The following is a 19696-nucleotide window of genomic DNA, read 5'->3' on the forward strand; positions in this document are numbered from 1 at the left end:
CCCGTCCGCCCGAGCCCGCCAGCCTCCCCAAGGAGTACGTGAACGTGGTCCGCGCCGCCATCCTCCCCGCCGTCGGCTCCCCGCTGGAGATCGCCGACATCGATCTGCCGCAGCCAGGCCCGGGCCAGGTCCGGGTGCGCCTGGCCGCCGCCGGGGTCTGCCACTCCGACCTGTCCCTGTCCAACGGCACCATGCGGGTCCCGGTGCCCGCCGTCCTCGGCCACGAGGGCGCCGGCACCGTCGTCTCCGTCGGCGAGGGCGTCACCGGGGTCGCCCCCGGCGACGGCGTCGTCCTGAACTGGGCGCCGTCCTGCGGCGGTTGTCACGCCTGCTCGCTCGGCGAGGTGTGGCTCTGCGCGAACGCCCTCGCGGGCGCCGCCGACGTCTACGCCAAGCGGCCGGACGGCACGGACCTGCACCCCGGCCTGAACGTCGCCGCGTTCGCCGAGGAGACGGTGGTGGCCGCCAACTGCCTGCTGCCGGTGCCGAACGGCGTCCCGCTCACCGACGCGGCCCTCCTCGGCTGCGCCGTCCTGACCGGGTACGGCGCGGTGCACCACTCGGCGAAGGTGCGCGCGGGCGAGAGCGTCGCCGTGTACGGGGTCGGCGGGGTCGGCCTCGCCACGCTCCAGGCCGCCCGCATCGCCGGTGCCGCACAGATCATCGCCGTCGACGTGTCCCCGGACAAGGAGCAGCTGGCGCGCTCGGCGGGCGCCACCGACTACGTCGTCGCCTCGCCGACCACCGCGCGCGACATCCGTAAGCTCACCGGCGGGCACGGCGTCGACGTGGCCGTGGAGTGCGTGGGCCGCGCGGTGACGATCCGGACGGCCTGGGAGTCCACGCGGCGCGGCGGACGCACCACGGTGGTCGGCATCGGCGGCAAGGACCAGCAGGTCACCTTCAACGCCCTGGAACTCTTCCACTGGGGCAGGACCCTGTCGGGCTGTGTGTACGGCAACTGCGACCCGGCGGTCGACCTGCCGGTCCTGGCCGGGCACATCCGGGCGGGGCGCCTGGACCTGAGCGCGCTGGTGACCGACCGCATCACCCTGGACGGCATCCCGGCGGCCTTCGAGCACATGCTCGCGGGCAAGGGCGGCCGGGCGCTGGTCGTCTTCTGACGGCTGGGCGCCGGCCGCCGCGCGTCACCCGCCCGGCGCGCCCAGGCGGGGGAAGGACCTGGCCGCCATCAGGAAAACGAGCGTGGTCAGGACGAACGGCCAGGTGAAGGCATGCCCGCCGGACGGTGCGAAGAGCGCCGACACCGCCGGGCCGAGCGCCGTCGAGGCGGCGGCGCCCACCAGCGCGTACGCGAGTGTCGCCGCCCGCACGGGCAGGAAGACGCCGCACAGCGCCAGGGCGACGAGCACGGAGTTGTATCCCGCCGTGCCGTCGGCGATCCGCGCGGCGGGCGAGCCGAGCGCCCACGCCGTGGCGATCCCGGTGGCGCTGCCGAGACACGCGACGGCCGCCGCGCGCCGGCCGGCGATCAGGAGACCGGCGAGCAGCAGGGCGCCGACGTACCACTGCGGCATGAGGAAGATCTGCGCGAAGCCGGCGAAGAAGCCGCGGGCCAGCTGGTCCGGTCGGGGCGCGGTCGGGCCTCTCGCCGGACCGGCCAGCGCCGCGAGTCCCTCGCCGTGGTGCCAGAGGCGGCGGAAGGCGGGCGCGGCGATGGTCGTGGCGCTCGCGACCAGGCAGAACGGCAGGGTGAGCGAGGGCAGCCCACAGGCGCCGAGGAGCCGTGTCACGGCGGCGGTCACGACGGTGACCACCACGCAGCCCGCGATCGCGAGCAACGCCGTCGACAGGTGGCGCGGGCCGAGGAGGACCGCGCAACTGAGTGCGGTCAGGCAGGCGTTGAACCCTTCGAGACCGCTTTCCACCCGCTCGCGGTCGACACCGAGGAGCCGCGCGGCGCTCGTGCCGACGGCGGTGCCCAGCAGGCCGTAGAGACCGTACTCCCAGCTCGCGGCGGAGAGCGCGAGGCAGAAGAGCGCACCGGTGGCGGCGCTCGGCAGGAAGGTGACCTGCGCGTGGCCCCGCAGCAGCCCTACGGCATAACCGCGCACCCGCGAGGGTCCGAGCGCCCGACCCGGGGCCTCCGAAGGCGCCGCCGAGGCCTTCACCGGGCCCTCGGCGTCCGGTGTGTCCGTCACTTGCCCCACGGTCAACTCCCGTGTCACGTCCCTGTTTTGCCCACCAGAACGGATGCAGGTTACAGCTATGGATGCGGCACCCGGGCCGCCCCGCCCTGTCCCCGCCTGTAGTACTGTCACTGTAGTGGTTGTGTCGTAGTACTTCGAATGGAGTGGTGTCAATGGTCCGCAGGAACGACGAGCGGCGTGCGGCCCTGGTCGACGCCGCCATCGAGGTACTGGCCGCGGAAGGCGCCCGGGGGCTGACCTTCCGGGCGGTCGACACGGCGGCCGCGGTGCCCGCGGGCACCGCCTCCAACTACTTCGCCAACCGCGACGACCTGCTGACCCAGGCGGGCGCCCGCGTCTACGAACGGCTGCGGCCCGGTGCCGAGGAGATCGAGCGCCAACGCATGGCCAAGCGGGACAAGGAGACGTACGCGGAGCTGATGCGCGAGGTCGTGGGCCGGGTCAGCGGCTTTCGCACCGGCTATCTGGCCCTGCTCGAACTGCGCCTGGAGTCCGTCCGGCGCCCGGGTCTGCGCGCCGTCCTCACCGAGCGGGTCCGGGCCGACCTCGACGCCAATCTCGCCTACCACGAAGCCTCCGGGCTGCCCGGCGACGCGACGGCCGTGCGCCTGCTCTACCTGGCGTTCAACTGGCTCATCCTGGAGCAGCTGACCCTGCCGGGCGTGCTCACCGAGGCCGAGCGCGAGGCGCTCGTCACGGCGGCGGTGGAGCGCGTCGTCACGGAGTGACGCGGGTCAGGCGTCGGCCGTCCGGCCGGTGCCCACCTGGTCGTACTGGAGCGCGAGTCCGTCCAGCAGGGCCGTGAGGCCCGTCTCGAACGCCCGCTCGTCGACGACCTGCTGGCGTTCGGCGAGCAGATGGGCCTGACCGAGGTGCGGGTAGTCCGCCGGGTCGTACGCGCTCTCGTCGTCCACGAAGCCGCCCGCGAAGGAGCCGAGCGCCGAGCCCATGATGAAGTACCGCATGAGCGCGCCGATCGACGTGGCCTGCGCGGCCGGCCAGCCCGCGTCGACCATGGCGCCGAAGACCGCGTCCGCGAGCCGCAGGCCGGCCGGGCGGCGGCCGGGGCCGCGGGCCAGCACCGGGACGATGTTCGGGTGCTCGGTGAGTGCGGCCCGGTAGGAGACCGCCCAGTCGTGCAGGGCCGTACGCCAGTCACGCCCGTCCGCGGCGTCGAACATCGACAGGTCGACCTGGGCGCTCACCGAGTCGGCGACCGCCTCCAGGATCTGGTCCTTGGTGCGGAAGTGGTTGTAGAGGGACGGCCCGCTGACGCCCAGTTCCGCGGCGAGGCGGCGCGTGGAGACGGCGGCGAGCCCCTCGGTGTCCACGAGGGCGCGCGCCGTCTCGACGATGCGTTCTCGGCTGAGGAGGGGCTTGCGCGGTCGGGCCATGCGGCACATAGTAGGGCTGCCACGGGAAACTAGCACTGCTAATTTAATTTTGTCGTTACCCGACGTAACCCGCCGTGGCCCGACGTAACCCGATGTGAAGAGGTGCCCACCATGAACCTGGAGCTCAGCGAGGAGCAGAGCGCGGTCCGGCGGCTGGCCGAGGACTTCGTCGCGCGGGAGGTCACCCCGCACGTCGTCGAGTGGGACCGCGCGGAGAGTGTCGACCGGGCCCTGGTGAAAAAGCTCGGCGAGGTCGGCTTCCTGGGGCTCACGATCGACGAGGAGTACGGCGGCTCGGGCGGTGACCATCTCGCGTACTGCCTGGTGACCGAGGAGCTGGGGCGCGGCGACTCCTCCGTGCGCGGCATCGTCTCCGTCTCGCTCGGTCTCGTCGCCAAGACCATCGCGGCCTGGGGCAGCGAGGCGCAGAAGCGGCGGTGGCTCCCCGGGCTCACCTCGGGGGAGTACGTCGGCTGCTTCGGGCTCACCGAGCCCGGCACCGGCTCCGACGCGGGCAACCTCACCACCAGGGCCGTGCGCGACGGCGACGACTACGTGGTCAACGGCACCAAGATGTTCATCACGAACGGCACCTGGGCCGACGTCGTGCTCCTGTTCGCCCGCACGAACGACACCCCGGGGCACAAGGGCGTCTCCGCCTTCCTCGTGCCCACCGACACCCCCGGGTTCGGCCGCCGCACCGTGCACGGCAAGCTCGGGCTGCGCGGCCAGGCCACCGCCGAGCTGGTCCTGGAGGACGTGCGCGTCCCGGCCTCGGCCATGCTGGCGCCCGAGGGCAAGGGCTTCTCCGTCGCCATGTCCGCCCTCGCCAAGGGGCGCATGTCGGTGGCCGCCGGCTGCGTGGGCATCGCGCAGGCCGCCCTGGACGCCGCGGTCAAGTACGCGGGGGAGCGCGAGCAGTTCGGCAAGGCCATCGCCCACCACCAGCTGGTGCAGGAGCTGCTCAGCGACATCGCGGTGGACGTCGACGCGGCGCGCCTGCTCACCTGGCGGGTCGCCGACCTGATCGACCGGGGCCTGCCCTTCGCCACGGAGTCCTCCAAGGCCAAGCTGTTCGCCTCCGAGGCCGCCGTCCGCGCCGCCAACAACGCCCTCCAGGTCTTCGGCGGCTACGGCTACATAGACGAGTACCCGGCGGGCAAACTGCTGCGCGACGCCCGCGTCATGACGCTCTACGAAGGCACCAGTCAGATCCAGAAACTCGTCATCGGCCGCGCGCTGACGGGCGTCTCCGCGTTCTGAGGACGGGATCGTGCGCCGGGGTCGCGTGCGGGGCCTGAGTACGGGAGGTGAGTACGCGAGCGGATGTGGCGCCGGCGCCCGCGGGCCAGGCTGTGGCCATGAGTGAGACTCCCGTCAAGCAGCAGAGCACCACCGCCTACTACGGCCAGGCCGTCGCGTCGTTCGCCGTGGCCCTCGGCGCTACCTCGGTCGGCATCTACAGCCTCGACGTCAGCGGCTGGATCCGCGCCTTCCTCGCCGTGTCCGTCCTGTACCTGACGACATCGGCGTTCACCCTGGCCAAGGTGGTCAGGGACCGCCAGGAGGCCGACCAGATCGTCAGCCGGGTCGACCAGGCGCGCCTGGAGAAGATCCTGGCCGAGCACGACCCGTTCCGGCCCGTCTCCTGACCGGTCCGCTAAGCGCTTGCTCACCACCGGGGGTATGGTGTCCCTCCCGAACGGCTAAGGAGTGGGCATGAGTGCGGCGGAGGAGACCGGCGTCGAGGAGCAGCCGTGGGGCGAGGTCAGCCCCGACGCGGCCAGGCGGTTGCTGATCGCCGCCGTCGAGGCCTTCGCCGAGCGCGGCTACCACGCCACGACGACCCGCGACATCGCGGGCCGCGCCGGCATGAGCCCCGCCGCGCTCTACATCCACTACAAGACGAAGGAAGAGCTGCTCCACCGCATCAGCAGGATCGGCCACGACAAGGCCCTGGCCATCCTGCGCACCGCGGCGGACGGCGGGGGTGGCGCGGCCGACCGGCTCGCGGCGGCCGTGCGCTCCTTCGTCGGCTGGCACGCCGCCCACCACACGACCGCGCGCGTCGTGCAGTACGAGCTGGACGCGCTCGGCGAGGAGCACCGCACGGAGATCGTCGCGCTGCGCCGGCAGACGGACGCGGCGGTGCGGGAGATCATCGACGACGGGGTGTGCGCGGGCGAGTTCGACGTGCCGGACGTGCCCGGCACCACGCTCGCCGTGCTCTCGCTCTGCATCGACGTGGCCCGCTGGTTCAACGTGGCCGGGCGCCGCACGCCCGACGAGGTCGGCGCGCTCTACGCCGACCTCGTGCTGCGGATGGTGGGCGCCCGCCCCCAGAACGCTCAGAAGTAGTAGCGCGAGACCGACTCCGCCACGCACGCGGGCTTGTCGGCGCCCTCGCGCTCCACGGTCACCCGGGCGCTCACCTGCACGCCGCCGTCCTTCGTGGGCGTCACGTCCGTGAGGACGGCGCTCGCCCGAAGCCGCGAGCCGACCGGCACGGGGGAGGGGAAGCGGACCTTCTCGGTGCCGTAGTTGATGCCCATCCTCATGCCCTCGACCCGCATGATCTGCGGGACCAGGCTCGGCAGCAGCGACAGGGTCAAGTAGCCGTGGGCGATGGTCGTCCCGAAGGGGCCCGCGGCGGCCTTCTCGGGGTCCACGTGGATCCACTGGTGATCGCCCGTGGCGTCGGCGAAGAGGTCGATCCGCTTCTGGTCGATCTCCAGCCAGTCGCTGTGCCCCAGCTGTTCGCCGACTCCGGCACGCAGTTCCTCGGCCGACGTGAAGATCCTCGGCTCCGCCATGTCCCTGGCCTCCTAGACGTGTGCGTCATGCGCGGACTAAGCGCTTGCTCAGCATGCGGGGTGGGCCCACGCGTGTCAACGGAGCAGCCATTAGGGTTCGAGGGGTGCCCCAGATTCCGGAAAAGGTCCATGAACTCACGGTCGGCCAGCTGTCGGCCCGTAGCGGCGCCGCCGTCTCCGCCCTGCACTTCTACGAGTCCAAGGGCCTCATCAGCAGCCGCCGCACCTCGGGCAACCAGCGCCGCTACCACCGTGACACCCTGCGCCGCGTCGCCTTCATCCGCGCCTCCCAGCGCGTCGGCATCCCGCTCGCCACGATCCGCGAGGCCCTCGACTCGCTGCCCGAGGAGCGCACGCCCAACCGCGAGGACTGGGCGCGCCTTTCCGAGCACTGGCGCACGGAACTGGAGGAGCGCATCAGGCAGTTGGGCCGGCTGCGCGACCATCTCAGCGACTGCATCGGCTGCGGCTGCCTGTCCCTGGAGACCTGCGTGCTCTCCAACCCCGACGACGTCTTCGGCGAGCGCCTCACCGGCTCCCGCCTGATGGCGGAGGGCCGTCCCGGGACGTAGTGCCGCGGGAGGCGGAGGAGTACAAGTGAAGGCAAGGGCACCACGCCGCATCACTCAGGGGGAGGGCCGATGTCCGTCGCCGTCTGCTCGTTGAAGTGGGACGCCGCGCAGCACGAGCCGCAGTCCGTCACGTACGACAGCGACGGGTACCACCTCGTACGCTTCCCGTACGGGGCGGACGAGGAGTCGTACGACCCGTGGCGCATGCACGACCCGGCCAAGGGCGGCACCGGCCCCACGCGCTTCCCCAAGGCCCGCTCCGGGCTGATCTGGCCGAGCCACGACGGCTGGGGCGTGCTCTCCGCCATGGTCTTCTGGCAGCCGGACGACGACTGCACCGAGTACCGCACGCGTTTCGTCCGCGACCCGCTGAACATCGCGACCGGCTACGACTCGACGGCGACGACCGACTCCGCGCCCACCCGGGGCAGCCAGTTCAGATCCTGCGTCTGGCAGATGTTCGTGCACCCCGGGACACCGCTCGGTCTGAAGATCTCGGCGCGCGGCGTGGGAGACGTGAGGCTCGCCACACCGCTGGTACACGCCCAGTTCAAACTCGCCATCCACACGGACGTCATCACGCCCTGACCGCGCCTTTCCTCACCGGGCCCCGCCGAAGTCGCGCACGACGGCGCCCACGGCTCACACCGACACCAGCGGCCGCAGACTGCGGGCCCGGGCCCTGGCCACCGCGTCCGGCGTGAGCACGGGGGCCGGGACGACGATGCCGCAGCCCGTGCAGACCGCGCCCGACGACGGCTTGTGCGCCAGACCCCGCTTCCACACCAGGGAGGTGTCCCCGCAGACGGGACAGGACGCGCCCGGCTCCCGCTCCAGCGCCGCGATCAGCCGCCGCAGCACTTCGGCGAGGGGGGCGCGGGGATGGACGTACGGGTCGTCGCACCAGGCGACGCCGCAGCCGCCCCAGGTGCGGCGGTGCCAGTCGTCCTCGGTGCCCGGGCGCCTGAGCCCGTCGTGCTTCTCCTTGCGGCGGCGCTCGGCGAAGTCCGCCTCGTAGGCGAGCCAGACGGCCCGCGCCGCCTCCAGCTCGTTCAGCGCGGCCACCAGGCGCGCCGGGTCGGGTGACCTGTCCTCGGGCCCGAAGCCCGCTCGGGCGCACAAGTGGTCCCAGGTCGCCCGGTGTCCGTAGGGGGCGAACCTCTCCAGGCACTTGCGCAGCGAATAGCGCCGCAGTGCCAGATCGCTCTGCGGGTCACGTACCTGTCTCGCGAGACTCCGGAATCCGGCCATCGCCCTGCACCTCCGTATACGCGCTCTCGTACCTGTACCCCGTGTTCCGTGTCCGTGGCGTCGCGGTCGAGCAGAAACCGGGACGCCGTCGCCGAGTAGACGTATCGACACGCGATTCGGCTCCCTTTCGAGGCGACCGCCTTTCGCCTGCCCGCCCCAGCAGCGCTGATGCGTCCATGAAGGGGGCGCGTTGTGGTGATTCCGAAAAAGCGACGCTTGTTCATCTTTCGACTTCGCGGGCCCGACAGTAACCTCCGCCGCATCGGCCTTCCGCGGGACCCGGAGGAGCAGCCATGCGACGACGCACCGTCAGACTCAGAACGCTCACGGCGGGGGCGGCGCTCGCGCTCGGCGCCTGCCTGCTCACGCCCCCGGCGGGCGCGGGCGCCGCACCACGGGAGGCCGCCGTCGAGGAGGGCGCCGACTACTGCGCGGGCCAGTGCGCGGACATCCTGCCGCCCGGCGCCAACGGCGGCGCGACGCTCGCCGAGATCCTCGCCCACCGCCTCCTCGGCACCCGACCCGCCCACGCCGACGACCAGTTGGGCCCCTACGACGCGCTCTCCACCGGATACCCCTCGCTCACCGACGACCGGCTCACCGAGTTCTTCGACGACGCCTCCTTCGGGGTGCGCGAGGGCCAGGTGGCCTCGGTGACCAGACCGCGCGACGACGTGACGATCACCCGGGACAAGAAGTACGGCATCCCGCACATCAAGGGCGCCACCCGCTACGGCACCGAGTTCGGCGCGGGCTTCGCCGCCGGGCAGGACCGGCTCTGGCTGATCGACCTCTTCCGGCACATAGGCCGCGGACAGCTCACCCCGTTCGCGGGCGGCGCGCCCGCCAACCAGGGCCTGGAGCAGCAGTTCTGGCCGCAGGCCCCGTACACCGAGCAGGACCTGGAGAAACAGGTCGAGTACATCAGGACGACCCAGGGCGAGCGCGGCAGGCAGGCCATGGCGGACGCGCAGGCCTACGTCGACGGGCTCAACGCCTACCGCGTGAAGGCCAAGGACGGCCGCTACTTCCCCGGCGAGTACGTCCTGACCGGCAAGATCGACGCGATCACCAACGCCGGCGAGATCGAACCCTTCAAGATCACCGACATGATCGCGCTGGCCTCCGTGGTCGGCGGGCTCTTCGGCAACGGCGGGGGCGGCGAGGTCGAATCCGCGCTCTCCCTGCTGAAGTCCCAGGAGAAGTACGGCGTCGAGAAGGGCACGAAGGTCTGGGAGTCCTTCCGCGCCCGCAACGACCCCGAGGCCGTCCAGACCATCCACGACGGCACGAGCTTCCCCTACGCCGGCAAACCGGACAAGGCGCGCGGCACGGCCCTGCCCGACCCGGGATCGGTCGAGCGCGAGCCACTCGTGTACGACCGCCGGGGCGGCGCGCGGAGCGGCGCCAAGGACCCGGTGCAGGCGCCCGGGAGACTCAAGCCCCTCCAGGGCATGTACGACCAGGGCGTTTTGCCCTCCGACCTGTTCCGGCGGGACGGCCACAAGAAGGGCATGTCGAACGCCCTGCTCGTCTCCGGCGAGCACACCGCGAGCGGCCACCCGGTCGCCGTCTTCGGCCCCCAGACCGGGTACTTCGCGCCCCAACTGCTCATGCAGCAGGAACTCCAGGGGCCGGGCATCAGCGCCCGGGGCGTCTCCTTCGCGGGCGTCGGGATGTACGTCCAGCTCGGGCGCGGCCAGGACTACGCCTGGTCGGCGACCTCCGCCGGGCAGGACATCACCGACACGTACGCCGTGGAGCTGTGCGAGCCGGGCGGCGGCACGCCCACCAAACAGTCCACCGGCTACCTGTACCGGGGCGCCTGTACGCCCATGGAGAAGCTGGAGCGCGAGAACGCCTGGAAGCCGACCCTGGCCGACTCCACGGCCGCCGGCTCCTACCGCCTGCAGGTCTTCCGCACCAAGTACGGCGTCGTCACGCACCGCGCGAGCGTCGCCGGCAAGCCGGTCGCCTACGTCTCGCTGCGCTCCACCTACCGCCACGAGGCCGACTCGATCATCGGCTTCCAGATGCTCAACGACCCCTCGTACGTCAAGGACGCCACGACCTTCAAGAAGGCGGCCCAGCACATCAGCTACGCCTTCAACTGGTTCTACGCCGACTCGCGCGACATCGCGTACTACAACAGCGGCGCCAACCCCGAGCGGGCCGAGAGCGTCGACCCCGCGCTGCCGATCAGCGCCCAACAGGCCTACGAATGGCGGGATTTCGACCCGGAGGACAACACCTCCGCACAGACGCCGCCCGCCGAACACCCCCAGTCCGTGAACCAGGACTACTACATCTCCTGGAACAACAAGCAGGCCAAGGACTTCGCCGCGGCGGGCTTCGGCCTGAGCGCGGTGCACCGGGGAGACCTGCTCGACGGACGGGTCAAGAGGCTCACCGAGCAGGGCGGTGTCACCCGTGCCTCGCTCACCCGGGCGATGTCGGAGGCGGCCGTCACCGATCTGCGCGGCGAGCAGGTGCTGCCCGAACTGCTGAAGGTCGTACGGAGCAAGCCGGTCACCGACCCGCGGCTGAGCGAGGCCGTCGAGCAGCTGGAGGCCTGGCGCAAGGCGGGCGCGCAGCGCAACCAGACGTCGGCGGGCTCCAAGGCGTACGCCCATCCGGACGCCGTGCGCGTCATGGACGCCTGGTGGCCGCTGCTGGTCGAGGCCCAGTTCAAGCCGGGCCTCGGCAAGGACCTGTACGACGCGCTGACCGCGCAGCTGAGCACCGACGAGGCGCCCTCGGCGGGGCACGGGCCCACCGGGGCGCACGCCGGTTCGGCCTTCCAGTACGGCTGGTGGGGCTACGCCGACAAGGACCTGCGCACGGTCCTCGGCGAGCCGGTCAAGGGCGCACTGGCCCACACCTACTGCGGTGACGGCGTGCTCGACGCCTGCCGCGACACCCTGCTGGCCACCCTCGCGCAGGCCGTCGCCAAGCCCGCCACCGAGGTCTACCCCGGCGACGACGCGTGCCGGGCCGGCGACCAGTGGTGCGCCGACGCGATCATCCACCGCGCGCTCGGCGGCATCACGCACCGACCCGTCCAGTGGCAGAACCGCCCGACGTACCAGCAGGTCGTCGAGTTCCCCCGGCACCGCGAGTAGCCGGGGGCGGCCTCGGGCCGGGGTACGGCGGGCTCAGGCGAGAGCGATCCGCCCGGCGGCGAACACGGCACGTGCCAGCTCCTCGTGGCACACATCGCTGTGGGCGCCGGCGGGCGGGCCGCCGCGCCGCACCACCGAGGCCGCGTCCACGCTCACACACCCCCGGGCGGGCAGCCGCTCGCCCAGCCTGACCCGCTCGGCCCCGGGCACGGCCCGGATGCCGTCGTGGCCGACGGCGCCCCACCGCTCGAACAGGTGCAGGAAACTGGAGGAGTCCCCGGCCAGCTTCGACGCCAAGGGGTACAGGCGCCCCAGGGCGTCGTCGTGGCGCGAGTAGCAGGCGAGCAGGGGGCCGTCGACGCGGTGCTGCACGCCGCGCAGGGCGCCGCCGCGGGAGCGGTCGTGCGGCAGCCGCTCGGCGAACGCGTAGTGCGAGAACGCCCCTTGGAGCAGCGTCACCGACTTCACCGCGCGCACGTCGGCGGGCATGCCGCGCAGCGCGTACGCCACTAGCCGGGCGCCGAAGCTGTGCCCGATCAGATGCACCCTGATGCCGGACACGTCGGCGGCGAGCAGGCCGATCGCGGGGCCGAGGCCCAGCTGGCCGACCGCGCCCGCCCGCCGCTTCATCGCGTAGTAGCTGCCCTGCCGCAGCAGCTCGTGGGCGCCGTCCCACACCCGCTCGCGCAGGGTGCCCAGGAGCAGGGGCCGGCCGGTGTCCGCGCGGATCGCGGCGAACACCTCGCAGACCTGGACCGCGTCGTCCGTGAGCATCGCGGGTTCGCCCGCCCCGGTGTCCTCGCCGAGGTGCCGGGCCGGGCTCGTCCCGCGCAGCGAGACCAGCTCCCGCACGAGCCGCCCGAACTCATAGACGCGCGAGGACACGTCGGAGCGTTCCGCGAGCAGCTCCGCGATCCGGTCGAGCGTCGGGCCGTGCCCGGGGAAGGCGCGGTCCAGCGCCTGCCGGGTGGCCGCGTCGAGCAGCGGGGCGCCGAGCGGCGCGTGGGGCGCGGCCGAGGGGTCGAAGTCGGGGATCGACTCGTCGGGGAAGCGGATGGCGGGCCACCCCACCCCGACGTGGCCGAGCCGCACACCCGCTCCCGCCAGCGCCCGGCAGGGGGCGAAGAAGCGCCGGCAGAGCCCGCGGGCGTCCTTCTTGTCGTTGTTCCAGCCGTGCGCGAAGACCAGCAGATCGGTGACGCGCTCGCGTTCCGCGCCGTCCAGCAGCCGCGCACGCTGCTCGGTGTCGACGTCGCCGTCGGCGTCGAAGGTCAGTTCCCAGTAGGGTTCCACGCCGGTATGGTCCTGCCGCCGGGTCCGCCTGACCAGACTTCGCGCGCCCGAGCCTGGGACGCACGCTCAGGCCAGGTCCCGCTCCCGCGTCTCGGGGAGCGCGAGGACGCACGCCAGCGACACGACCGCCATCGCGCTCACGTACCAGCCCACGGCGGAGGAGCCGAACGCCGCTTGCAGTCGCGTCGCGACCAGCGGCGAGACCGCGCCGCCGAGCACACCGCCCAGGTTGTAGGCGAGCGAGGCGCCCGAGTAGCGCACGTTCGCGGCGAACAGCTCCGGCAGATAGGCGCCCATCGGCCCGTAGACCACACCCATGCAGAACAGCGCGCCGCCCAGCGCGAGCGCGATGAGCACCGGCCGCCCGGTGTCCAGGAGCGGGAAGAGCACGAGCCCCCACACCCCCGCGAGCCCCGTGCCCGCGAGGACCAGCCTGCGCCGCCCGGCGCCGTCCGAGCGCGTCGCGGCGAGCCAGGTGCCGGCCGCGAGGAACAGGCAGGCCACCAGGGACAGGCCCAGCATGGTGTCGCGGGGGACGCGCAGGGCGCCGGTGGCGTAGGAGAGGCAGTACGTCGTGGCCGTGTAGAAGAGGCCGTACGCGACGACCATGCCCCCGGCGCCGAGCAGCAGTTCGCGCGGATGCCGGCGCAGCACGTCCAGCGCGGGTGCCTTGCTGGCCTCCTGGGCCCGCATGGCCTTCGCGAAGACGGGCGTCTCGCTGATCCGCAGCCGCACGAACAGGCCGACGCCGACGAGCAGGAAGGAGAGCAGGAACGGCACACGCCAGCCCCAGCCGCGAAACGCCTCGTCGGACAGGGCGGCCGACAGCAGCCAGAAGACGCCGGTCGCCGCGAAGAAGCCGACGGACGGCCCGAGTTGCGGGAAGGCGGCGTACAGGCCCCGCTTCCCGCGCGGCGCGTGCTCCACCGCGAGCAGCGCCGCCCCGCCCCACTCGCCGCCGAGGCCGATGCCCTGGAGGAAGCGGAGCAGGATGAGCAGCAGCGGGGCCCAGACGCCCCACGTGCCGTAGCCGGGCAGGAGGCCGACCAGGGCGGTGGACAGGCCCATCAGGAGCAGCGAGGCCACCAGCACGGACTTGCGGCCCACCCGGTCGCCGAAGTGCCCGAAGACCACCGATCCGATGGGCCGCGCCGCGAACGCCACCGCGTAGGTGGAGAACGAGGCGAGCGTGGCGTTGACCGGGTCCAGGGTGGGGAAGAACGCCTCGTTGAGGACGAGGGCGGCCGCCGTGCCGTAGATGTAGAAGTCGTAGAACTCGATGGCCGTCCCGATGAACGAGGCCACGGCCACCCGGCGCAGCCTCTCCGGGGTGCCCTCCCCGTCCTCCCCGCCCACCACGCGTTCGCGGTCTTGGTCGTCGTCCCCCTGCGCCCGGGGGATCGGCTGCCGCTGGTTCGCTGTCGCTTCGCTGTGCACGAGCGGCACTCTCTTGGTGGATGTAGGGGGCAGTCAATACCTGGGACGCTTCCGTCTCGGAGCGTGAGACCCATGGCCCCGGACGAGGGACCCCATCCCCGGTCCACCCTCGGCCCGGCCCTCTTCCCTCACCACATACCGACTGGTTAGTCTGCTGCCACAGACAGGCCGCGCGAGCGTGGCCGGCCCGATGCCGAAGGAGACCGGTCGTGGAGACCCTGCGGGACAAGGGAGTTGTCGTCACCGGCGCCGGGGGCGGCATCGGAGCCGCGCTCGCCCGGCGCTTCGCCGCCGAGGGAGCACGCGTCGTCGTCAACGACCTGGACGGCGGCAAGGCGCGGGCCGTCGCCGACGAGGTGGGCGGCACCGCCGTCCCCGGGGACGCCTCGGTCGTCGTGGAGCAGGCCGTCGAGGCGCTCGGCGGCACGGTCGACGTGTACTGCGCCAACGCCGGGCTCGGCTCCGGCGGTAGCGAGGCCGCTCCCGAGGAGGTCTGGGCGGCGGCCTGGGACGTCAACGTCATGGCGCACGTACGGGCGGCGCACGCCCTGCTGCCCGGCTGGCTGGCACGCGGCACCGGCCGCTTCGTCTCCACCGTCTCCGCGGCCGGCCTGCTCACCATGATCGGCGCCGCCCCCTACAGCGTCACCAAGCACGGGGCGTACGCCTTCGCGGAGTGGCTCTCGCTCACCTACCGCCACCGCGGCCTCAAGGTCCACGCGATCTGCCCGCAGGGCGTGCGCACCGACATGCTCGCCGCCACCGGCACCGCGGGCGACCTCGTGCTCACCCCCACCGCCATCGAACCGGAGGACGTCGCCGCCGCGCTCTTCGCGGGCATGGCCGAGGACCGCTTCCTGATCCTCCCGCACCCCGAGGTCGCCGCGTACTACGAGGCCCGCACCGCCACCCCCGACAAGTGGCTGACCGGCATGAACCACCTCCAGCAGAAGTGGGAGGCGACCCAGGCGTGAGCACGTCCCCGCCCTTCCCGAACGGCTCGATCTACGCCGCCAAGCCCTGGCTCGCCCGTCTCAACGACGCCCAGCGCGGCCCGGTCGCCCCGGCCGCCTCCATGGTGCACGCCTTCCGCGCCGCCGTCGCGAGGAGCCCCGAACACACCGCTCTCGCCTACTTCGACGGCCGCCTGAGCTACCGCGAGACCGACGCCCTCAGCGACTCCGTCGCCGGACACCTGGCGGCGCGCGGTCTCGCCCGCGGCGACCGCGTGGCGATCCTGCTCCAGAACACCCCGCACTTCGTCCTCGCGCTCCTCGGCGCCTGGAAGGCCGGCGCGACGGTGGTGCCCGTCAACCCCATGTACAAGTCGGCGGAGGTCGCCCACGTCCTCGCCGACGCGGAGGTGACCGCGCTGATCTGCGCGGACCGGGCCTGGGAGACGTATCTGCGCGACACGGCGGCGAACTCGCCGGTGCGCATCGTGCTCACCGCCTGCGAACTGGACCTCCAGAGCAGGAACGACCCGCGCGTCCTCGACTTCGAGCGGCTGCCCGTGGCCGCCGACGCCGACGACCTGGTGGCGGTCGCCCGCCAGGGCCACCCCGCCCCCGCCGACCGCGAGCCCGGCCCCCACGACGTGGCCCTCATCAGCTACACGTCCGGCACCAGCGGCACCCCCAAGGGCGCCATGAACACCCACGGCAACATCACCTACAACGCGGCACGCCAGCGCGCGGGCTCCGGCATCCCGGAAGGCGCCTGCTACTTCGCGCTCGCGCCGCTCTTCCACATCACCGGCATGGTCGTGCAGCTCGCGGGCTGCGTCACCAACGCGGGCACCCTCGCGCTCACCTACCGCTTCGAGGCCGGGGCGGTGCTCGACGCCTTCGCCGAGCACCGCCCCGCCTACACGGTCGGCCCGTCCACGGCCTTCATGGCGCTCGCCGCCCACCCCGCGGCGACCCGCGCCCACTTCGACTCCTTCACGCTGATCTCCTCGGGCGGCGCGCCGCTGCCCCCGGCCCTCGTGGAGAAGTTCCGCACGGCTTTTGGGCCCTACCTCCACAACGGCTACGGCCTCACCGAGTGCACCGCGCCCTGTGCCTCCGTGCCGCCGGGACAGGAGGCGCCCGTCGACCCGGTCTCGGGCACCCTCGCCGTCGGCGTCCCGGGACCCGAGACGGTCGTACGCGTCCTGGACGAACTGGGCCAGGAGGTCCCTTTTGGGGAACACGGCGAGATCGTCGTACGCGGACCCCAGGTGGTGCCGGGCTACTGGAAGCTGCCCGAGGCGACCGCCGCCACCTTCCCCGACGGCGAACTGCGCACCGGCGACATCGGCTTCATGGACCCGGCCGGCTGGCTCTACGTCGTCGACCGCAAGAAGGACATGATCAACGCCTCCGGCTTCAAGGTGTGGCCCCGCGAGGTCGAGGACGTCCTGTACACGCACCCGGCCGTGCGCGAGGCGGCCGTCGTCGGGGTGCCCGACAGCTACCGGGGGGAGAGCGTCAAGGCGTACGTCAGCCTGCGCCCCGGCAGCGGGATCGGCGCCGCGGAGCTGAGCGCGTACTGCGCCCAGCGGCTCGCCGCGTACAAATACCCGCGCGAGGTAGAGATCCTGACGGAACTGCCGAAGACCACAAGTGGGAAGATCCTCCGGCGGGAACTGCGTGACCGCGCACAGGACAGTCAGTGACACGAAAGGCAGGTGGCGGCAGTGGCCAGGACAACGGACGGTGACGGCACGCCCGTCCCGCAGCGGCTGCTGGCCGCCGCCACCCGGCTCTTCGCCGACCAGGGCTACGACCGCACCTCGGTGCAGGAGATCGTGGAGGCGGCCGGCGTCACCAAGGGCGCGCTCTACCACTACTTCGGCTCCAAGGACGACCTGCTGCACGAGGTCTACGCCCGCATGCTCCGCGTCCAGCAGGAGCGCCTGGACGCCATCGCGGACGCGGACGCCCCCGTCGAGCGGCGGGTCCGCGACGCCGCCGCGGACGTCGTCGTCACGACGATCGACAACCTCGACGACGCCTCGATCTTCTTCCGCTCCATGCACCACCTCGGCCCCGAGAAGAACAAGCAGGTGCGCGCCGAGCGGCGCCGCTACCACGAGCGCTTCCGGGCCCTGATCGAGGAGGGCCAGGACAGCGGCGTCTTCTCCACGGCGACCCCGGCGGACCTGGTGGTGGACTACCACTTCGGCTCCGTCCACCACCTGTCCACCTGGTACCGCCCCGAGGGCCCCCTGAGCCCGCGGCAGGTGGCCGACCACCTGGCGGACCTCCTGCTGCGGGCGCTGCGGCCCTGAGGACCCGGCGTCAGAGGTGCCGCTTGAGCTCTCGCCGGGCGAGCGAGCGCTGGTGCACCTCGTCGGGCCCGTCGGCCAGGCGCAGCGTCCGCGCGGCGGCCCACAGCTCCGCCAGCGGGAAGTCCTGACCGACCCCGCCCGCCCCGTGCACCTGCACGGCCCGGTCGAGGATGTCCACCACGGCCCGGGGCGTCGCGATCTTGATGGCCTGGATCTCCGTGTGCGCGCCCTTGTTGCCGACCGTGTCCATCAGCCAGGCCGTCTTCAGGACGAGCAGCCGCAACTGCTCGACCGCGACCCGCGCGTCCGCGATCCACTCCTGTACGACGCCCTGCTGGGCCAGCGGCTTGCCGAAGGCCGTCCGCGTCGCCGCGCGCCGGCACATCAGCTCGATGGCCCGCTCGGCCATGCCGATCAGGCGCATGCAGTGGTGGATGCGGCCGGGGCCGAGCCGGGCCTGGGCGATGGCGAAGCCGCCGCCCTCCTCGCCGATCAGGTGCGAGACGGGGACGCGCACCCGGTCGAAGACGACCTCCGCGTGACCGCCGTGGTAGTGGTCCTCGTACCCGTACACCCGCATGGCGCGCCGCACTTCGAGGCCCGGGGCGTCGCGCGGGACCAGGACCATCGACTGCTGGCGGCGGATGTCGGCGCCGTCCGGGTCGGTCTTGCCCATCACGATGAAGACCTGGCAGTGGGGGTTCATCGCCCCGGAGATGTACCACTTGCGGCCCGTGATGACGTAGTCGTCGCCGTCCCGCTCGATGAGCGTGGTGATGTTCGTGGCGTCGGAGGAGGCCACCTCCGGCTCGGTCATCGCGAACGCCGAGCGGATCTCACCGGCCAGCAGCGGCCCGAGCCAGCGCTTCTTGTGCTCCTCGGTGCCGAACTGCGCGAGCACCTCCATGTTGCCGGTGTCGGGGGCCGCGCAGTTCAGCGCGGTGGGCGCCAACTGCGGGGACCGGCCGGTGATCTCGGCGAGCGGCGCGTACTGGAGATTGGTGAGCCCGGCGCCGTGTTCCGCGTCGGGCAGGAACAGGTTCCACAGGCCCTGCCTGCGGGCCTCGGCCTTCAACTCCTCCACGACGGCGGGCGTGTCCCACGGCGAGGCGAGCGTCGCGCGCTGCTCCTCGGCGACGGCCTCGGCCGGATACACGTGCTCGTCCATGAAGGCGAGCAGCTTCGCGCGCAGCTCTTCGGTGCGGGCGTCGAATGCGAAGTCCATGGTCCGGTCAGCCTTCCTGGAGGGTGGCGAGCCCGTGGTCGATGAAGACGGGCACCAGTTCGCCGATCCGGTCGAAGCCCGCGCCGACCGTCCGGCCGAGCGTGTAGCGGTAGTGGATGCCCTCCAGGATCACGGCGAGCTTGAACCACGCGAAGGCCGTGTACCAGGAGATCGCGGAGACGTCGCGCCCCGAGCGCGCGGCGTACCGCTCGATCAGCTCGGCGGGGTCCGGGTGGCCGGGCGCGCCCGCCGTGGTGCTGACGGGGGAGTCGGGCACCTCCAGCCTCGCGCTGTACATCACCAGCAGGCCGAGGTCGGTGAGCGGATCGCCGAGGGTGGACATCTCCCAGTCGAGGACGGCCCGGATCCGGTCGTCCGGGCCGATCAGGACGTTGTCCAGGCGGTAGTCGCCGTGCACGACCGTCGCCGGGGGCGAGGCGGGCAGGGCGCGTCCGAGCGCCGCGTGCAGCTCGTCGACGCCGGGCAGGTCGCGGTTGCGGGAGGCGTCGAGCTGCTTGCCCCAGCGGCGCAGCTGCCGGTCCAGGAACCCCTCGGGCCGCCCGAAGTCGCCGAGGCCGACCGTCTCGGGGTCCACGGCGTGCAGATCGACGAGGGTGTCGACGAGGCCGAGCACGGCGGCGCGGGTGCGCTCGGGGCCGAGCGGCGCCAGCTCCTCGGCGGTGCGGTACGGCGTCCCGTCCACGTGCTCCATGACGTAGAACGGCGCCCCGAGGACGCTCTCGTCCGCGCAGAGCAGGACCGGCGCGGGCACCGGCACCTCCGTCGGGTGCAGGGCCTCGATCACCCGGTGCTCGCGCTTCATGTCGTGCGCGGTGGCCAGCACATGACCGAGCGGCGGCCGCCGTACGACCCAGCGCTCGGCGCCGTCCGTCACGGCGTACGTGAGATTGGACCTGCCGCCCTCGATCAGCCGGGCGGTGAGCGGGCCGCCGACCAGGCCCGGCCGCTCCCGGTCGAGGTGGGCACGCAACTGGTCGAGGTCGAGGCCCGGCGGGTGGTCTGCGCTCATCTTCGCTCCTGATCGGCGTGGTGGTGGCGTGCCACCCCATGATGCCGACCAGTCGGTATGCCGTCCAGAGCGTCAGACGCCCCGGCGCACGGTGCCGACCCGTGGCGGGGCGCC

The 19696-nt window shown here is 72.6% G+C and carries 19 protein-coding genes; 11 read left to right on the top strand and 8 right to left on the bottom strand.

The window, feature by feature from the left end; all coding sequences use genetic code 11:
- The first annotated feature begins 44 nt into the window (after positions 1–44).
- Positions 45–1124, top strand: coding sequence for a Zn-dependent alcohol dehydrogenase (locus ACZ5GP_RS20725; RefSeq protein WP_468752529.1), 1080 nt, complete (start codon positions 45–47; stop codon positions 1122–1124).
- 24 nt (positions 1125–1148) lie between these two features.
- Here ACZ5GP_RS20725 and ACZ5GP_RS20730 read toward each other — a convergent pair whose 3' ends face one another.
- Complete coding sequence (locus ACZ5GP_RS20730; protein ID WP_468752243.1) at positions 1149–2162, bottom strand: urea transporter; 1014 nt, start codon at positions 2160–2162, stop codon at positions 1149–1151.
- Between the two features lie 161 nt (positions 2163–2323).
- On the opposite strand from ACZ5GP_RS20730, the gene ACZ5GP_RS20735 reads away from it, so the two are divergent.
- A complete protein-coding gene (locus ACZ5GP_RS20735; RefSeq protein WP_468752244.1) occupies positions 2324–2899 on the top strand; it encodes a TetR/AcrR family transcriptional regulator in 576 nt (191 codons plus the stop codon).
- Between the two features lie 6 nt (positions 2900–2905).
- On the opposite strand, the gene ACZ5GP_RS20740 is transcribed toward ACZ5GP_RS20735, so the two are convergent.
- On the bottom strand, positions 2906–3565 hold the full coding sequence (locus ACZ5GP_RS20740; protein WP_468752245.1) for a TetR/AcrR family transcriptional regulator: 660 nt from the start codon (positions 3563–3565) through the stop codon (positions 2906–2908).
- A gap of 111 nt (positions 3566–3676) precedes the next feature.
- Here ACZ5GP_RS20740 and ACZ5GP_RS20745 point away from each other — a divergent pair, with 111 nt between their 5' ends.
- The 3 genes from ACZ5GP_RS20745 (at position 3677) to ACZ5GP_RS20755 (ending at position 5923) form a co-directional block, all read left to right on the top strand.
- Positions 3677–4828: an acyl-CoA dehydrogenase family protein gene (locus tag ACZ5GP_RS20745; RefSeq protein ID WP_468752246.1), complete on the top strand. Its 1152-nt coding sequence runs from the start codon at positions 3677–3679 to the stop codon at positions 4826–4828.
- Positions 4829–4926: 98 nt separating this feature from the next.
- Positions 4927–5217, top strand: coding sequence for a YiaA/YiaB family inner membrane protein (locus ACZ5GP_RS20750; protein ID WP_358581139.1), 291 nt, complete (start codon positions 4927–4929; stop codon positions 5215–5217).
- 67 nt (positions 5218–5284) lie between these two features.
- Complete coding sequence (locus ACZ5GP_RS20755; protein WP_468752247.1) at positions 5285–5923, top strand: TetR/AcrR family transcriptional regulator; 639 nt, start codon at positions 5285–5287, stop codon at positions 5921–5923.
- On the opposite strand, the gene ACZ5GP_RS20760 is transcribed toward ACZ5GP_RS20755, so the two are convergent.
- Entirely contained in the window at positions 5914–6378 is a 465-nt protein-coding gene (locus ACZ5GP_RS20760; RefSeq protein WP_358581145.1) for a MaoC family dehydratase, read from the bottom strand. The genes ACZ5GP_RS20755 and ACZ5GP_RS20760 overlap by 10 nt on opposite strands.
- Before the next feature lie 104 nt (positions 6379–6482).
- Between ACZ5GP_RS20760 and soxR the strand changes: the two genes are divergently transcribed.
- Positions 6483–6950, top strand: coding sequence for a redox-sensitive transcriptional activator SoxR (gene soxR, locus ACZ5GP_RS20765; RefSeq protein ID WP_468752248.1), 468 nt, complete (start codon positions 6483–6485; stop codon positions 6948–6950).
- 69 nt (positions 6951–7019) lie between these two features.
- Entirely contained in the window at positions 7020–7538 is a 519-nt protein-coding gene (locus tag ACZ5GP_RS20770) for a hypothetical protein (RefSeq protein WP_468752249.1), read from the top strand.
- Between the two features lie 54 nt (positions 7539–7592).
- Here the strand turns inward: ACZ5GP_RS20770 and ACZ5GP_RS20775 are convergent, their stop codons facing one another.
- Entirely contained in the window at positions 7593–8201 is a 609-nt protein-coding gene (locus tag ACZ5GP_RS20775) for a hypothetical protein (RefSeq protein WP_468752250.1), read from the bottom strand.
- 293 nt (positions 8202–8494) lie between these two features.
- Here ACZ5GP_RS20775 and ACZ5GP_RS20780 point away from each other — a divergent pair, with 293 nt between their 5' ends.
- A complete protein-coding gene (locus ACZ5GP_RS20780) occupies positions 8495–11323 on the top strand; it encodes a penicillin acylase family protein (RefSeq protein ID WP_468752251.1) in 2829 nt (942 codons plus the stop codon).
- A 33-nt stretch (positions 11324–11356) separates the two neighbouring features.
- Here ACZ5GP_RS20780 and ACZ5GP_RS20785 read toward each other — a convergent pair whose 3' ends face one another.
- A complete protein-coding gene (locus ACZ5GP_RS20785; protein ID WP_468752252.1) occupies positions 11357–12616 on the bottom strand; it encodes a serine-threonine protein kinase in 1260 nt (419 codons plus the stop codon).
- Between the two features lie 66 nt (positions 12617–12682).
- On the bottom strand, positions 12683–13975 hold the full coding sequence (locus ACZ5GP_RS20790; protein ID WP_468752530.1) for an MFS transporter: 1293 nt from the start codon (positions 13973–13975) through the stop codon (positions 12683–12685).
- 296 nt (positions 13976–14271) lie between these two features.
- On the opposite strand from ACZ5GP_RS20790, the gene ACZ5GP_RS20795 reads away from it, so the two are divergent.
- Genes ACZ5GP_RS20795 through ACZ5GP_RS20805 form a run of 3 tightly spaced genes read left to right on the top strand, consistent with a single transcriptional unit; the run spans position 14272 to position 17327 of the window.
- Entirely contained in the window at positions 14272–15027 is a 756-nt protein-coding gene (locus tag ACZ5GP_RS20795) for an SDR family oxidoreductase (RefSeq protein ID WP_468752531.1), read from the top strand.
- Positions 15024–16712 carry a class I adenylate-forming enzyme family protein gene (locus ACZ5GP_RS20800; RefSeq protein WP_468752253.1) on the top strand — a complete coding sequence of 563 codons (1689 nt, stop codon included), beginning with the start codon at positions 15024–15026 and terminating at the stop codon, positions 16710–16712. The genes ACZ5GP_RS20795 and ACZ5GP_RS20800 overlap by 4 nt, the downstream gene beginning before the upstream one ends.
- Positions 16713–16733: 21 nt before the next feature.
- A complete protein-coding gene (locus tag ACZ5GP_RS20805; RefSeq protein ID WP_358913695.1) occupies positions 16734–17327 on the top strand; it encodes a TetR/AcrR family transcriptional regulator in 594 nt (197 codons plus the stop codon).
- A 10-nt stretch (positions 17328–17337) separates the two neighbouring features.
- Here ACZ5GP_RS20805 and ACZ5GP_RS20810 read toward each other — a convergent pair whose 3' ends face one another.
- Both ACZ5GP_RS20810 and ACZ5GP_RS20815 read right to left on the bottom strand, forming a co-directional pair.
- Positions 17338–18552: an acyl-CoA dehydrogenase family protein gene (locus ACZ5GP_RS20810; protein WP_468752254.1), complete on the bottom strand. Its 1215-nt coding sequence runs from the start codon at positions 18550–18552 to the stop codon at positions 17338–17340.
- A 7-nt stretch (positions 18553–18559) separates the two neighbouring features.
- Complete coding sequence (locus ACZ5GP_RS20815) at positions 18560–19582, bottom strand: phosphotransferase family protein (protein ID WP_468752255.1); 1023 nt, start codon at positions 19580–19582, stop codon at positions 18560–18562.
- Positions 19583–19696 lie beyond the last annotated feature (114 nt).

It is taken from the genome of Streptomyces sp. NPDC031466, from assembly GCF_055581265.1.